Genomic DNA, 16,762 nt, shown 5'->3' on the forward strand with positions numbered 1-16,762 from the left:
TTATCGGAGGTAATAACAGTGAGTCGCAGTAAGTTACAGGATCGAATCAGATTAGCCAATGTCGAGACCAAGCACGCAGAGCAATTTAATAATCTATTACGTTATGTATTTCAAGTGACCAATCGTGATTTGCAAATCTTTGGCTGGGAGAATCGTGAAATCACTCAGGCTAAGTTGCCAGTCCTTAAGTACGCTGATGTTGTAGGTTGGTTTGATGGAGACAAGCTCATCTCTCAGTTAGCTGTATACCCATTTCAGGTGAATATTTTTGGGCATATCTATGAGATGGGTGGACTAACGGGTGTTGGAACCTATCCTGAATATGCCAATTTGGGTCTAATGAATAAACTGATGCTTCATGCTTTAACTAAAATGCGGGATCGTAAACAATCGATATCTTATCTTTATCCGTATTCAATCCCTTATTATAGAAGAAAAGGTTGGGAAATCATCACCGATAAAATCTCATTTGAAGTCCCGGATACCCAGTTGCCAAAAATGAGAAATGTCCCGGGAAATGTGGAACGCGTGTCTATTGAGCATCCAGATATCAAAGTGATTTACGATCAGTTTGCCGTGCAGCATCATGGGGCGATGATTCGTAATGACCTAGCTTGGGAAGAATATTTGCGGTGGGATTTGGATGATATGACAGTGGGTATTTACTATAATAACAACGATGAACCTATGGGATACTTGTTATATTGGGTCGCCGAAGAAATATTTTATATCAAAGAAATGGTATACATTGTTGAAGAGGCTCGAACGGGTTTGTGGAATTTTATTAGTGCGCACTTTTCAATGATTAAGCTGGTTAAAGGGGATATTTATAAAGGGGAGCCGTTGTCATTCATATTAGATGATGGGGATATCAAGGAAACGATTGCTCCATACTTTATGGCTCGGATTGTGGATGTCCGTTTATTTATCGAACAGTATCCTTTTAAACGACAGGATAAGGACTGTGAGCTTATTTTTAACTTGAGTGATCCGATGCTGGAATGGAATCGAGGAACATTTACATTAACTGTAGATAAAGAAGGGAAGGGGACCCTACAAGAAGGGGGAGTGAATCCTTCACTTACGATTGATATCCCTACCTTAACAACCCTGTTAATGGGCTATAAGCGGCCAACCTACTTGGCTCGTATCGGACGTATTCAGACGAATGAAGCCACGATTCATTTGCTGGAAGGACTGATTAGACCAGAGTATCCTTATTTCTCTGATTATTTTTAAAAATATGTGAACCTTTGAAGCATACTCTAATGAGTGTGCTTTTTTGATCTTTTTATAGTAGAATAGTCTCTCAGCAACACAATATGATATGAGGTGTAAGAATGGCAATTAATTTTACTAAACCAATGATCACTAAACTACAACTAGAAATTACGGAAATCGAAAACAAAATCAAGAGCACACAGAACAAAAAAGAAAAATCTAAAATCAAAATTAATCAATTAGAAGAGGATATGAAATTTAGCAAGTCTCACACGGATTTGAGTAGTAAAATGTCACGAATCAAAAAGTTAAACGATGAGATAAAGACCTTAAATCGTATGCAAGCTGATCTTTCAAAAGAGTTAACCGCGAAGAAAAACTCGCTAAAGAAACTCCAAGTGAACGAAACCGCATCTGTTACGAATGATCCTGCAAAAGGATAAATTGATTATAGCTTATAGCATAAACGCTTAGCATCCTTATAAGGACACCGAAGGCGTTTATGCTTGTTTTATCGGCTCATCCGTTTCTCCTCGTAACAATGAAATCTCATGCTTATAGGGCGGGTTGACATATTTCTTTTCACCGATGGAGGGGGTCTCTAGGAGCTTGGGAATGGATGTTAGCTGCGGGTGATGGACTACATATCGAAGCGCCCGAAGGCCGATATATCCGTGTCCGATATTTTCATGTCTGTCTTTTCGCGAACCCATGGTATTCTTTGAATCATTTACATGAATGACCTTTAGGCGCTCTATTCCAATTAAGCGATCAAATTGATCCAATATGCCATCAAAATCTTCCTTCACATTATAACCAGCATCATGGATATGGCAAGTGTCCAGGCAAATAGACAGGCGCTCGTTATAAGTAACCCCATCAATGATCGCTGCTAATTCCTCAAATGTAATTCCGCATTCACTACCTTTTCCCGCCATGGTCTCTAATGAAACCTGAACATTTCGTTTATCGGCTAACACTTCGTTTAAACCTTCTACGATCCGAGAGATTCCGGCCTGTGGACCTGCACCAACATGGGAACCGGGATGTAGGACAATTTGTGTAGAGCCTAAAGCTTCCGTTCTAATAATCTCTGATTGAAGAAACTCAATACTATGTTCAAAGACCTGACTCGATAGCGTATTCCCTAAGTTAACAATAAATGGAGCATGTACAATGATATTTGAAATGCCGTTATCTCTCATGTGAGCCTGTCCTGCTTCAACATTCAAAGCTTCAATGGGCTTACGGCGAGTATTATGAGGAGCTCCGGTATATATTAGGAAGGTGGTCGCTCCATAAGATGCTGCCTCTTCACTGGCTCGAAGGAGCATCTTTGGTCCAGTCATAGATACATGTGACCCTAGGAGTAAAGTCATCTGGTGTAACACTTCCTTTCTTCGTCAATTAATGTTTGTAAAAGGCCCTAATAATATGTATTTCAGCGCAGGGTAGGTTGTCTCATCCTACTAGCTCTTAAGGGAGACAACCTTACCCACCAAGAATGATCGTTATTCAGTAGCGGTAATCGTTTCGCCTTGGATCGGCTTCAATCCGTTCTCCCACCTAACAGGAATTGAACGAGAGTTGAATAAATCCACTCCGTCAGAAATCTGGAAATGCAAATGGGGCTCACTAGTGTTGCCTGAGTTACCTGTCAGTCCAATGACATCGCCTTTTTTAACGTTATCGCCCGCCTTAACTGTAATCGAACCTTTCTTTAGATGAGCTAGATGGCTGTATTCACCACCATGATCAATGACCACGTTATTGCCGGTTGCCTGGTTTGGATTCATAACACCGACAGGTTCATTATCTTTAATATCGTTCACTACCGATACGATTGTACCATCCGCAGGGGCGAGAATTTTTTCCCCAAAGGCATAATAGCTTTTGTTTTTCAGCGGATCCCCTTTATAAGAATAGTTCTCCTTGGCTTGGATAAAATCATAAGCGTATCGCTGGATCTCTACTTCATAATGGTAATTTACGAGAACATTCTCTCCGCCCCAAAATACAAACCAGTCACCTTCGAAAGGCAATGCGTATTCATGCTTGCTAAGTTTCGAGTCGATTTCAGGGGAGGATATCAGTTCTTGAATCTGGATTAATGAAATGGTTCCATCCGGATCAAACATTCCGATAAGCCCTTTATTACCTGCATCACTTACCCAAGTACGACGATCAAATCCATTAAGCTGCATATCAGAAGCTTGGTTTAGTGTCTGGATATCCTTAGTGAATTCCTTAGCGGTCTCAGCTAATTCAGTTTCACTAACCTCATCTTTCAAAGGCTGGCTAAAGTGGGAGTATATTTCTTTAAAGTTCCCTTTAAGCAGAAACTTTGGCAGATCATCTGGCAGGAACATAGCTTTCTTTGATTCTTCGGCTGAACTGGATGTTTGCTTCACTTTCGCATTATTATTCATATCCGCTTTTCCTCCTCCACAAGCCGTTAATAGCAAAGTAAGTGATCCTATTGCCAAAACTGTTTTTGCTGACATTCCCGGTATGCTGATAATTTTTTTAGAGCTTTTTTTCAAGAATATCGCCTCCCAATAGTAAAATTATAGCAAATGAGTCTTAGCTCTTCTGAAACACAGTATTAACAAGCGCTTAACTTTCTTGGAAGTTGACGAATACGAATTAAGCTTCCGTTAAGGAAAGTGCGATTGATCGCGTAAAAAATCATGCTATGATGATAAAAACATCGGTTATTTGGAAAGGGAATATCACAATGAATGAAGCTTCGATTTTACTTGTGGATGATGAGCTATCGCTTTTGGAGATTATGGAGACAGTGCTGCGCAAGGAAGGTTATCTGAATATTGATACTGCGATGACGGGTGAGGAGGCTATAAGCGCCTGCGAAGCCAAAAAATATGATTTGATTGTATTGGATGTGATGTTACCAGGGCGCAGTGGAATTGAAATTTGTCCTTTTATCCGACAGACGACGGACGCACCTATCCTGTTTCTTACGGCTCGAACCTCTGATTTTGATAAGCTGACCGGATTTGCTATAGGTGGGGATGATTATATCACCAAGCCCTTTAATCCTCTTGAAGTCGTCGCTCGCATAAGAGCGCAGTTGCGGAGATACTTAAGTTCACCAGCTCAATTAGGTACTGATAAGATTACAGGGACAGTTCACAGCAAATCTGCGAACGTTTACGATTACGGTAGATTTAAACTAGATGAAACAGCAGGGGAGCTGCTGGTTGAGGGTGAGCCGGTCTCTTGTCCGGCGCTTGTATTCCAATTGCTGCTGTTCTTATGTAAACATCCCAATCAAATATTCAGCAAAAGTGAATTATATGAAAAGGTTTGGGGTGAAGAAGCCTTAAGTGATGATAATACGGTCATGGTGCACATTCACCGCATAAGAGAGCGTATAGAAGCTGACCCTTCCGATCCGAAGTTTATCGTTAATGTTAGAGGTCTTGGGTACAAATTGGTTAAAGTAGAACGCCAAGAGTTGTCTGCGCCATGAATATTAAGCGCCGGTTAACGTTAAAGTTTGTTCTACAGCTCGCAATTACGGGCATGGTAGTTCTCGCTATTTCTGCCATAACATTTACTTGGATTTTGCTGCGGTTTCTTGATATTAGTCTCACGCGTGATTTTGCCAATGTGGGTCTTGAACAATTGGTAGAATCTTCTAAGATTGATGAGGATGGCATACATTTTTCTCCGAGTTTACTGGAGCAAGTGAAGAAAAATAAAGGCTGGCTACAAAGTCTAAATGAAGATGGGCAAGTCGAGAGTGCCTATAATACACCTAAAGATGTACCCATTCAATACGGTCCTGGCGAAGTAGTTGCCTATTGGACGGGTACTCAACCGTTTCCTTATAATCTGGCACTATGGATTCAAGAAAAGGATGGTAAACAGCTCGCACTGGTGTATGGTGCACCTAATGTATTAGGTCCACTGTTAAAGAAAGTGAGTGAGGGGACATTCGCTGCTGCGAAAGGGGAGCCAGTACTTCCTGATGAACTTGAAAAAGAAATTAAATCAGCCCAAGCTTTTGTTCAACTTATAGATTCATCAGGCAATGAAGTGGTTTCTTATAACAGACCTAATATGATACCCACTCAGTACTCTGTTCAAGAGCTTGCTCTTCGCACCATGTACAGTGAGCGATATGGGTACCATGTTCTTTCTTCTTTTGATAAGGAGTCAGGTCGTACTTGGATCGTGGGAGAACCCAATATCAAAGGGACAGATCCAGGTAAAAAAGTGTGGATACCAGAGGAAGTCAAGGTCGTGATCATCGGCTCATTTGCCATGCTTATTGCTTTATTGATCGCGTTTGTGTTGCTCTCCTTATGGCAAGCACATCGTTTTGGTGCGCCAATGCTGCATATGCTCGTGTGGCTCGATTCCATCGGAAATGCCATCTATACAGAGCCAATGGATCGTAAAGGACTTCGTCGCAGTCGAACAGCCGTGGGTAAATGGAGGAGAAGATACCGTGTTTTTGCTGATGTGATGGTTTCAATTGAGAAATTATCAGCAACCTTGAAGAGAGATCAAGTACTGCGGGAAGAGACGGAGAGCTTACGCGAGGAATGGATCGCCGGTGTTACCCATGATTTGAAAACCCCATTATCCTCTATCACAGGATATGCTCATTTACTGGCAGAACCCAAATATGATTGGTCGAAAGAGGAAGTCCGTAAGTTTACAACGACTATGCTAGATAAATCGGCCCATATGGACATGCTGATCAGTGATCTTGCAATGACCTATCGTCTAAAGTCAGGAATTAAACCACCTGAGACGATGGAAGTTGAATTGAACGCTTGGCTGCAACAAGCTCTCGAACAAGCTGCTGCCAATCCTGCCTACGGGAAGGCGCGAATTGTATTTCTCGCTGCACAAACCGAAGTTAGAGCTCAACTGTATACACCTTGGTTAGAGAGAGTTGTCAACAATTTAACTGCGAATGCGCTGCTCCATAATCCACCGGATACGAAGTTAACGGTCTCCCTTATTCATAAAGAAAGGGATAGCGGATATATCATTCAATTTGCTGATGACGGTGATGGAATGGATGAAGAAACAAAGATTCGATTGTTTGAGCGGTATTATCGAGGAACGGATACAGCCTCTACCACCAACGGTTCTGGTCTCGGCATGGCGATCTCTAAAGGATTGATCGAATGCATGGGTGGTCAGATTACTGTCGAGAGTCAAGTAGGTAAAGGGACAGTTATTAAGTTAATATGGAGCTGATATTTTCATTCAAGCCCTCGCTGTATTCCAACCGGAATTAGCGAGGGTTATTTGTATTTATAATGCTGAGTCGAGGTTAGGAATCATAAAGGAGTTGACATCTTATTTAATTGTAACTATTATAGTTACAGGTAAACAATTATTAAAAGGATGAAATTAATCCTAAATTGAGGAGGATTTTAAATGAAAATAGCTATAACAGGAGCAACAGGTCAATTCGGATCATTGGCGATAGAATCTCTACTAAAAACTGTACCCGCAGGGGACCTTGTAGTTAGTGTCCGGAATCCAGATAAAGCAAGAGATCTTAAAGCGCGTGGTGTGGAAGTCCGTCATGGTGACTTTGATAAGCCGGAAACATTGGATGTAGCGTTTGCCGGTGTGGATCGACTGCTAATTGTATCTTCAGATGGAGATAACGAGACTCGGATTCGCCAGCATAAAGCAGCTATTGATGCAGCCGCTAAAGCTGGTGTTGGATTCATTGCCTATACAAGCGTAGGACATGCAGAGAAGAGTGAGCTGTTCCTTGCTGAAGTACACCGTGTAACCGAAGAAGCCATTCGAGCTACCGGAATTCCTTACAGCTTCCTTCGCAACAACTGGTATATGGAGAACGAGATTGGATCTATTCAAGGAGCAGTAGCAGGTGCCCCATGGGTAACTTCTGCTGGTAGTGGTAAAGTTGGCTGGGCAGCACGAGGAGATTATGCAGAAGCTGCTGCTAATGTTCTAACTGGGGAAGGACATGAGAATACGATTTATGAATTGTCTGGCAAGCCTTTAACACAAGAGGAATTGACTGGAATTATAAGTGGCGTAATTGGAAAAGAAATTAAAGTGCTGCAAGTTGACGACGAAGCTTATGCGAAAATCATGGCTGAGGTTGGTGTACCAGAAGCTGCTCTGCCATTCGTTGTTGCGATTCAACGTGGTATTCGCGAAGGATGGCTGGATATTGAAAGTGGCGATCTAGAGAAAGTACTCAATCGTCCAGTCACTCCGTTAGCCGAAGTTATCAGTGATCTAGTAAATAATTTGCAAGCTTAAATAATATATCAAGATTCAAGGCTTCTTCTCGGTGAATAACGAGAGGAAGCCTTTTTTATTGCTCCTTAAACATCAATGATAAAGATTTCGCGAATATTCAATATTTTTAGCAAGGCTATTGTCCGATCATATGTTAATGTATTAATAATGATATAGTAGAAAACATATGTGAACTGTTGGTGTAATAAAAGTGTTTGAAATGAAGCGTGCGATATGAAAGCCTTGAGGTCAGTAGACGAAGAGAAGGGGATGATTATCAATGAGGACAAAAATCTGGATGGCTTCTGGAGCAGTTGTTGTAGTTGCTTTAGGGGCGTATTTGTTTGTGGGGGGGAACGATAAAGAGACACCTGCAGCAAGCGATACATCTAACGTTAAACAATTAGTGCAGGAATATAGTTCAAGCAGCATGAAAGACCTGTCTGCTTCCATCACTTCAGAGCAGCTCATTGTGACTGACAGCAACAATAAATCAACAAAATATGACTTACCCAAAGATGAGTTTTTTGTTTCCATCGCTCCATATGTTAAGAATACACACCCTTGTGCAACACATAGCTTGACCGGATGCCAAGGGGAATTAACGGAACAAGCGTTTAATGTATATGTTGAGGACACTGAGGGCAACGTGATTGTGGATCAAACGATAAAGTCCCAATCTAACGGGTTCATTGATCTTTGGCTACCTCGTGATAAGAAATACAATGTAACGATTGAACATAATGGAGTAAAAGCGAAAGCCGAGTTATCCACGTTTAAGAGTGATAATACTTGTGTAACAACCATGCAACTAGTAGAGAGTATCTAAGCATCAGAGACAGCGAAGTCGCTTTTATGATCGAATTCGCTTCTTCCTCTAAATATCCCGTATCGGACCCTATTGCAGCTATTTTAGCTTTTTTGATCATTTTGTGGACTTATCGGACTGTATAGCTCTTATTGCCTTGTAATGAGGCAGAATCGGAGCGTTTTAAAGGGAATAACTGCATCTGAGTCCGATAGGACGGTGAAAAGCTATAAATAATAGAAATAAGGTCATCCCAGTCCGAACCATTTTAAACCCTTCCATTTCTTGCAACCTTGATCTAATAGGTTCAAATTATGGGAGGGTTTTTCTTTGTAATTGTAAGAATAAGAAGGTTCTCAGGTATAGTTTATTTATAGTCATTTTCCACCTCTTGGAAATGGTATAATCTGATGGATATCAAGAATCGAGCTTCAATAGGGAGTGCTGTTATGCTTAGTTTTAAGAATACGACACTGGAATTGTCTAATAGTGGGATGGATACAGTTGTTCTATCAGTTGGAGCAACGGAGCAATTTGGGCCTAACTTACCTATGCATTTGGATACGCTTATTGCAGAGTTATATGCAGATGCTTATGGGAGAGAATTAAATGCTTACGTGTTACCTACTTTACCGTTCAATACCTCTGAAGAACATGCCAATTTCAAAGGAACAGTTACAGTAAGTCCAAATATTTTAACAAGTATGTTAGAAGAAATTATTTGTAATTTAATAAGACAAGGCTTTAAAAAGTTTTTGGTATGTACAGGACATGGTGGATCCTATTGGGAGGGAGCTTTCGTTAAACATATCAACTATAAGTACCCTCAGATTATTTTAATTACTGCAAATCATAATAATCATAATGCGTGGGATGAGGCCGTTGAAGCGGTAGGTTTAGAGAATTTAAATGAAATGCATGGAGGATTATTGTCCGTTTGTACTGGTATGTGGCTCTGTCCTGAGTTGGTTAAGATCAATTCAATGGGTTCAGATATCCCTACAGAAAACCGGATGTATGCAGATTATTTTGGATGGGAAAAGTTAACCCAGGATGGTTGTTGGGGTAAGTTTGAAGAAGGAAATTATACTAACGAAGAACTAGCTGAAAAAGGAAGAGTATTTTGGAATACATTCATTCAAAAAAGAACTCAAGGCTTAAAAGAAATTCTAGAAGAAGGGTATCGTCGAAAAACTCAAGGATGATTTTCTATGATAAACTTTAGTTGGCACTTCATTTTTGAGAGGAGATAGAGGAATGGATAAAGATCTGATTATCGGGGACGTTTTGCAGGAGTTAGCGGGTACACGTCGTATGCTGGAGAAGCTTCCGCAGGAGCATATGACATGGAAGCCACACGAAAAGTCAATGAGTCTTGGTGGTTTGTCCACACACCTAGTCAATCTGTTAAACTGGCAATCAGCCATTCTTCTTCACTCGGAGTTTGATTTGGCATCTGTGGCATATCGACGAGAAGCGCTGGAGAGTCCCGCCGCGGTTCTGCAAGAATTCGACATGAGCGCTCGTGAGATTGAACAATTAATTGCTGAAAGTAATGTGGAGTCGCTTGGTGCGGAGTGGACGTTACGTAATGGCGCAGTGGTCATCCGCCGTCAGTCACGGGCAGCCGCGCTTCGTACCATCGGATTAAATCATATGATTCACCACCGGGCACAGCTTGGGGTATACTTTCGCCTTCTTAATATACCAGTGCCGGGCTTGTATGGTCCCTCGGCAGATGAATTAGCAAACACTTAATAATTGCTTTCATTTCTTAACGATTTAAAGATCGTAAAGTTGAAAAAAACAAATGAGCATGATAACATTAGTTCAAATTGATGATCGGAGTTGAAAAGTATAGTGAAGTAATTATTCTTGCGACCTATGATGAATAAAACAACAAAAGCGGTTTATTTCGTTTGTTTTATTTTTTGTATGCAAGAAAGTTACTTCTTCTTTTCACTCGAACAATATATCCTTATCTAACTCCATTTGGGGCTAGATTTGCTGTATTTATTTGAGTCACAAGAAAGTAACTTTCTTGTGGCTTTTATTTTTTTCATACAGGAGGATACTTATATGTCATTAATAAATGTTACAAATCTAACCTTTGCCTATGAAGGCAGTTACGATAACATCTTTGAGAATGTAAACTTTCAAATCGATACCGATTGGAAATTAGGTTTTACCGGAAGAAACGGTAGAGGAAAGACCACTTTTATGAGTTTATTGCTTGGTAAATATGAATACAGCGGAAATATTTCTGCTCATGTCACTTTTGAATATTTTCCTTTCCAGGTGGATAACAAGGCGCTTAATACCATTGATGTGATCAGCGGGATTTTTCCGGATTATATTCATTGGAAATTAATGCGTGAACTTTCATTATTAAAGGTTTCTGAAGATGTGCTGTATCGCCCCTTTGATTCATTGTCTAACGGAGAGCAGACGAAAGTACTGTTAGCCACACTATTCATTAAGGAAAATAGTTTTCTATTGATCGATGAACCTACCAATCATCTGGATATGACGGCAAGAAAGCTGGTCAGTGATTATCTCAACACGAAAAGTGGATATATTCTGGTATCGCATGATAGATCTTTTCTTGATAATTGTGTAGACCATATTTTGTCCATCAATAAGACCAATATTGAGATTCAAAAAGGTAATTTTTCCAGCTGGTGGGAGAATAAAGTCAGACAGGATAATTTTGAGCTAGCAGAGGACGAGAAACTCAGAAGAGATATTAAACGCTTATCTGCTTCTTCTAAACGGACAGGCAACTGGTCACATGAAGTAGAAAAAACAAAAAACGGAACGAGAAATTCCGGCTTAAAGGTAGATAAAGGCTATATTGGACACAAGGCTGCTAAAATGATGAAACGCTCTAAAGCCATTGAGCAAAGACAAAATTCTGCGATCAACGAAAAGTCTAAGCTTCTTAAAAATATCGAGAATTCTGAGAATCTAGAGATTACACAGCTTGACTATCATAAACGTCAACTTGCTGAGCTAGACAATATTTCGATTTTTTACGGTGAAAAAAAGGTATGTTCAGACGTAAGCTTCACTATCGAGCAGGGTGAGCGAATTTCGCTTTCGGGTAAAAACGGCTCAGGCAAATCTAGCATCATCAAATTGATGTGTGGTGAGGATATAGATTTCACAGGCACTCTTACTAAGGATAGCCAGCTTATCATTTCCTATGTATCCCAAGACACTTCTAATCTTAAGGGGAATCTAACGGATTATGCCAGAGATAATGGAATCGATGAGAGTCTGTTTAAATCTATTCTACGAAAGCTTGATTTTTCTAGAATCCAATTTGATAAGGACATATCCACTTACAGTGGTGGTCAAAAGAAAAAAGTGCTGATTGCCAAAAGTCTTAGTGAGAAAGCTCATTTGTATATTTGGGATGAACCGCTTAATTTTATTGATGTCATTTCACGTATGCAGATAGAAGAGCTGTTGCTTGAATACATGCCAACTCTTGTTTTTGTGGAGCATGATCGGGAATTTTGCAACAATGTTGCTACGAAGATCGTTGAACTCCGCTAAGAATTTTATCCAAAGATAGTTAATGTCAAATCCTCTAGACCAATATTATTATATTAATAAAGTTAATTATTATATATATTCCAGTTTTCCAATGTACTATAATAAGATAGATGCATTGTTAGCATGTTATTAAAGAAATGAAGATTTCAAGAAACAACCTATAGAATTGAACAACAGGAGGAAATAAGTTGAGCACACAGAATGTGGGAATTCCATTAGAAGGTTTTGCAGAATTTAGCCGGACAGTAGCCGCTGAAGGTGCGGTGCTGGTAAAGAATGATAATCAGGTACTTCCGCTTGGCGAAGGTGATAATGTTGCGATTTTTGGCAGATCCCAAGTGAATTATTATCGCAGTGGTACAGGCTCCGGCGGTAGTGTCCATGTTACTTATACGACTAATTTATTGGATGGTCTTCGCACTAAGAAGAACCTTACAGTTAACGAAGAATTGGCAGCTGTCTATGAAAAGTGGATTGAACAGAATCCATTTGATAATGGTGGAGGTGCATGGGCTGCAGAACCTTGGCATCAGAAGGAAATGTCTTTGAGCGATGAACTGGTTTCCGAAGCTAGAAACAAATCCAATAAAGCCATTCTTGTAATTGGACGCACGGCAGGGGAAGATCAGGATAATGCTGATGCACCGGGCAGCTACCAATTAACAAATGATGAACAGGCGATGCTGAAGCAGGTAACTACATATTTTGAGCAAACAATCGTTGTCCTCAATGTCTCGAACATTATCGATATGAACTGGATGAACGATGATAGCTACAAATATCCGATTTCAACTGTGATTTATTCTTGGCAGGGTGGTATGGAAGGTGGGAATGCGATTGCAGATGTGCTGTCTGGTGAGGTAACTCCAAGCGGTAAACTGACAGATACAATTGCTTATTCCATCAATGATTACCCATCAACACAAAATTACGGCAATGAATTTACGAACTTGTATCAGGAAGATATCTATGTAGGATATCGTTATTTCGAAACATTTTGCCCAGATAAGGTTCAATTTGAATTTGGATATGGGTTATCTTATACAACTTTTAGTATCGAGCCAGAAGAAGCTAAATCGATTACCAGAGAAGGCGAGTCTTACATTGAAGTCGGCGTAACCGTTACCAATACAGGAACTACCTTTGCTGGTAAAGAGGTTGTTCAGGTCTATTATGAAGCTCCACAAGGTAAACTCGGTAAACCAGCTAAAGCTCTGGTATCATTTGGCAAGACAAAAGTTCTTGAACCGGGTGAAGCGCAGCGCCTTATCGTGAGTTTCCCTGTACATTCGATGGCTTCTTATGATGACGCAGGTGTGACAGGACATGCTTCTGCCTATGTTCTTGAAGAAGGTACTTACCGATTGTATGTAGGAACTAGTGTTAAACAAGTGGTGGCAGTCGGCGTTGAGGGTAAAGACGGCTACGTCGTAGAAGCTCTTCAAGTTGTAGAACAGTTGCAAGAAGCTCTTGCACCAACGGAAAGCTTTACAAGAATGACGCCCGGCGCTCGGAAAGCAGACGGTTCGTATGAAATTGTTTATGTAGAGGTTCCTAAACGTAAGATTTCGTTAGCGGAGCGGATCGAGAACAATCTTCCGGTGACGATTTCACAAACAGGAAATAAAGGATATAAATTAAGAGATGTACATGAACAGAAGATAAGTATGGAAGCCTTTATTGCACAGCTCAGTGATGAGGATTTGGCTGCAATTGTACGTGGTGAAGGGATGAGTAGTCCTTTAGTTACACCGGGTACAGCTTCTGCATTTGGTGGAGTAAGTGACAGCTTATTTAATTACGGAATTCCAGTTGCATGTACGGCTGATGGTCCTTCAGGAATTCGTATGGATAGCGGAGCTAAGGCTACTCAAGTTGCTATCGGAACACTTCTTGCAGCGACTTGGAATGCGGAATTGGTAGAAGAGCTTTATGTTATGGAAGGTCAAGAGTTGTTAAGAAATAACGTGGATTCCTTGCTTGGACCTGGCCTTAATATCCGCCGCAGTCCGCTTAATGGACGTAACTTTGAGTATTTCTCAGAAGATCCTTTGATCTCTGGGGTGTTTGCAGCTGCATGTACCCGCGGTATTTTGAAAGGCGGATCAACCGCAACGATGAAGCATTTCGCCTGCAATAATCAGGAGAAACATCGTAGTAAAGTAAACGCCGTGGTGTCTGAACGTGCGCTTCGTGAGATTTATTTGAAAGGCTTTGAAATCGCGGTGAAGCAGGGCGGTTCGAATTCTATAATGACCTCCTACAATCCAGTTAATGGACATTGGGCGGCTTCTAATTATGATTTGAACACCACGATTCTTCGCGGAGAGTGGGGCTTTAAAGGGATTGTAATGACTGACTGGTGGGCAATCATGAATGATGTTGTTAATGCCGGACCAGCAGACCGGAAATTTACAAATTGGATGGTTCGTGCACAAAACGACCTCTATATGGTTGTAGCTAACTATGGTGCAGAAATTAACGGATGGAATGACAACACCATTGAGTCCTTGGAAAATGGTACGTTAACCCGTGGAGAGCTCCAACGTTCTGCCATTAACATTTGTGAGTTTATCATGAATGCACCTGTGTTCTCGAGAAAACAGGAAATTGTAGAAACAGTTGAGTCCTTCAAAGCTAATCCATCTCTTACTGGAGACCAAGCTCAATCTTTATCTCAGAATCCACAGGTAAAACCTGTCGTAGAAGGATCGACAAGCTTTAAAGTGGAACAGGCTGGTCAATACCGTATCCTAGTGCATATCATGTCAACAGAGCCTGAACTGGCTCAAAGCGCATGTAATGTGTCAGTAAATGATCAATTGATGACAACTATTCAAACGAATGGTACGGAAGGTCAATGGATCAGACAAAAGCTTGTAAAAGTTGAACTTGAAGCAGGCCTGTATGAAATGAAATTGGAGTTCATCAAACCAGGTTTGCAGATCGATTGGATTGAATTTAATAAAATCGACTAGGTGTTATGCATTACTGTTGAATAGATCGTTAATATCATTCTTTTCTAAAAACCGCGATATTTCTCGCGGTTTTTTTGTTGTACTACTCGGATACTAAAATATGTGAAAAATTGCCCGGTACATCTACAATGGTGTGTCGGGCTTTTTGCAGTTTAAATTACTTTAGACATACTTGTCTGCATGTCCTTGCGTTTGTTCGAATAAGTTAGAAAGTAGGACAGGACAAACCATAGGTGGAGATGCGTAGAAATGGCGATGCGTAAACAAAGCTTTATTCGTGGAACGTTCATTTTAACCGTGTCGGCATTTTTTACAAAAGGGCTCGGATTTTTGAACGGAGTCTTGCTGGCACGTTTTTTGGGAGCCGAAGGGGTAGGGCTGCTCATGATTGCTCATCCACTGCTGCCCTTGTTTATTACGCTGACAGAGCTGGGGCTTCCTGTTGCGATTTCAAAGCTTGTGTCGGAAGCTGAGGTTAAGCAGGATGAAGCACGAGTGAAGCGTATTCTCAGAGTATCCTTAAGCATTACGGGTACGTTGAGTATTATACTAACTTTAGTGGCTCTATTTGGTTCTAAATGGATCGCATCGGTTTTTTTGGCCGATCAGAGGGCTTATTATGCTATGGTCGCTATTACGCCGATCATTCCAATTATTGCGATGTCAGCTGTATTGAAAGGTTATTTTCGAGGAAAACAGAACATGAATCCGCTGGCTTTTTCCGATATTATTGAGAATTTGGCGCAAATCATTGTCATTATCGGTGTCGTCAACGTTTTGCTGCCCTATGGGATTGCCTATGCAGCTGCTGGCGCTATGGCGGCTTCCGTGATCGGCGAAGGTTTTGGGTTGCTCTATCTGTTTTCTGTCTTCAAATGGGCAAATCGAGGAAAAAACAAAACTTCCCCACCGCCTACATCAAGTATTTCACCCAAAGGAGACAGTACGTTGAGAGATCTGCTGCGCATCGGCTTACCGATGACAGGCAGCGGTTTTATTCATTCCCTCTATCATGCGTTTCTCCCACTGCTGATTACGAAAAGTCTAGTCCTGTTTGGTGTAGGTGTTGAGATGGCGACTAAGCAATTCGGACTTCTGGCTGGATATGCTCTCCCAATGTTGTTTCTTCCCAGCTTCTTCACACAATCGTTGTCAACTGCATTAATACCGGCAATCAGCGAAGCAAGTGTGAGCAATAATAGCAAGCTTATGCATAGTCGGATGGATATGGCTATGCGATCCGCGCTTATTGTAGGTTTCCCATGTACAATCATCTTGTACTTATGGGCTGTACCATTAACGACTATGATCTATCATTCGCCAGAAGCGGGTGAGCTGCTAAGGCTGATTGCACCCTTGTTTTTACTTTATTATTTTGGAGCGCCACTGCAAGCGATTCTGCTTGGTTTGGGGAAAGCCTCAACCGTCATGTGGAACCATATTCTTACGAATATTTTTGAAGTGATTACGATCTTTGTTCTCGGTTCTAATATTGGAATCCAAGGGGTTGCTATAGGGTTCGGACTGGGACTCATGCTGCTGACAGTGCTGAATTTTTTATCTGTGGCAGGAACGATCGGATTTTATTTTGACTTTCGCATTGTATTCAAGGTGGGCGCGGGAGGAATTGTCATGACGATCTGCGGGTTGACGGCTCACGGTATTCTGGAACGAATGGCTCTGGGGCAGTTCCTTGAACTGTTCGGAGCGCTATTCGTTTCGTTGATCACCTACGCAGCAACATTGCAAGTTACCCATGCTTGGGAAAGAGCAGCGAAGCCTCCAACGATTACACCTGTTTCTTGAAAGAGATATAGTTAGATTAACTTTATTTATAAAGAGTCACATTAGATTAAATCTAATGTGACTTTTTTTGTGGTGAATCATTAAACCTCTACTGTTACCCAAGCCTGTTGTATTCGGA

At 41.1% G+C, this 16,762-nt stretch carries 13 protein-coding genes; 11 read left to right on the plus strand and 2 right to left on the minus strand.

From position 1 onward, the window contains the following. Positions 1-18 precede the first annotated feature (18 nt). Positions 19-1,239: a GNAT family N-acetyltransferase gene (locus QNH28_RS14310; RefSeq protein WP_283911933.1), complete on the plus strand. Its 1,221-nt coding sequence runs from the start codon at positions 19-21 to the stop codon at positions 1,237-1,239. Positions 1,240-1,340: 101 nt separating this feature from the next. Beyond that, the gene (locus tag QNH28_RS14315; protein WP_283911934.1) at positions 1,341-1,664 is read left to right on the plus strand and encodes a hypothetical protein; all 324 of its coding nucleotides are present in this window, start codon (positions 1,341-1,343) and stop codon (positions 1,662-1,664) included. 57 nt (positions 1,665-1,721) lie between these two features. Here QNH28_RS14315 and QNH28_RS14320 read toward each other — a convergent pair whose 3' ends face one another. Further along, positions 1,722-2,600 (minus strand): deoxyribonuclease IV, encoded by an 879-nt coding sequence (locus tag QNH28_RS14320; protein WP_283911935.1) that lies wholly within the window; start codon positions 2,598-2,600, stop codon positions 1,722-1,724. A gap of 132 nt (positions 2,601-2,732) precedes the next feature. Beyond that, on the minus strand, positions 2,733-3,650 hold the full coding sequence (locus tag QNH28_RS14325; protein WP_283911936.1) for a M23 family metallopeptidase: 918 nt from the start codon (positions 3,648-3,650) through the stop codon (positions 2,733-2,735). 308 nt (positions 3,651-3,958) lie between these two features. On the opposite strand from QNH28_RS14325, the gene QNH28_RS14330 reads away from it, so the two are divergent. From QNH28_RS14330 to spoVB, 9 genes are all read left to right on the plus strand, one after another. Beyond that, a complete protein-coding gene (locus QNH28_RS14330) occupies positions 3,959-4,714 on the plus strand; it encodes a response regulator transcription factor (RefSeq protein ID WP_283912153.1) in 756 nt (251 codons plus the stop codon). After that, a complete protein-coding gene (locus QNH28_RS14335) occupies positions 4,711-6,462 on the plus strand; it encodes a sensor histidine kinase (protein ID WP_283911937.1) in 1,752 nt (583 codons plus the stop codon). Before QNH28_RS14330 ends, QNH28_RS14335 begins: the two co-directional genes overlap by 4 nt. A gap of 183 nt (positions 6,463-6,645) precedes the next feature. Then, a complete protein-coding gene (locus QNH28_RS14340; protein ID WP_283911938.1) occupies positions 6,646-7,512 on the plus strand; it encodes an SDR family oxidoreductase in 867 nt (288 codons plus the stop codon). A 259-nt stretch (positions 7,513-7,771) separates the two neighbouring features. Then, positions 7,772-8,320, plus strand: coding sequence for a CueP family metal-binding protein (locus QNH28_RS14345; RefSeq protein WP_283911939.1), 549 nt, complete (start codon positions 7,772-7,774; stop codon positions 8,318-8,320). Positions 8,321-8,709: 389 nt separating this feature from the next. Then, complete coding sequence (locus tag QNH28_RS14350; protein WP_283911940.1) at positions 8,710-9,504, plus strand: creatininase family protein; 795 nt, start codon at positions 8,710-8,712, stop codon at positions 9,502-9,504. Positions 9,505-9,556: 52 nt separating this feature from the next. After that, positions 9,557-10,057, plus strand: a complete 501-nt coding sequence (locus QNH28_RS14355; protein ID WP_283911941.1) for a DinB family protein — start codon at positions 9,557-9,559, stop codon at positions 10,055-10,057. Between the two features lie 321 nt (positions 10,058-10,378). Continuing rightward, the gene (locus QNH28_RS14360; protein ID WP_283911942.1) at positions 10,379-11,860 is read left to right on the plus strand and encodes an Lsa family ABC-F type ribosomal protection protein; all 1,482 of its coding nucleotides are present in this window, start codon (positions 10,379-10,381) and stop codon (positions 11,858-11,860) included. Positions 11,861-12,048: 188 nt separating this feature from the next. After that, positions 12,049-14,838 (plus strand): glycoside hydrolase family 3 C-terminal domain-containing protein, encoded by a 2,790-nt coding sequence (locus QNH28_RS14365; protein ID WP_283911943.1) that lies wholly within the window; start codon positions 12,049-12,051, stop codon positions 14,836-14,838. Positions 14,839-15,087: 249 nt separating this feature from the next. Then, on the plus strand, positions 15,088-16,644 hold the full coding sequence (gene spoVB, locus QNH28_RS14370) for a stage V sporulation protein B (protein WP_283911944.1): 1,557 nt from the start codon (positions 15,088-15,090) through the stop codon (positions 16,642-16,644). Positions 16,645-16,762: the final 118 nt, after the last annotated feature.

It is taken from the genome of Paenibacillus sp. G2S3, assembly GCF_030123105.1.
In the GTDB taxonomy this organism is placed as follows: domain Bacteria; phylum Bacillota; class Bacilli; order Paenibacillales; family Paenibacillaceae; genus Paenibacillus_AQ.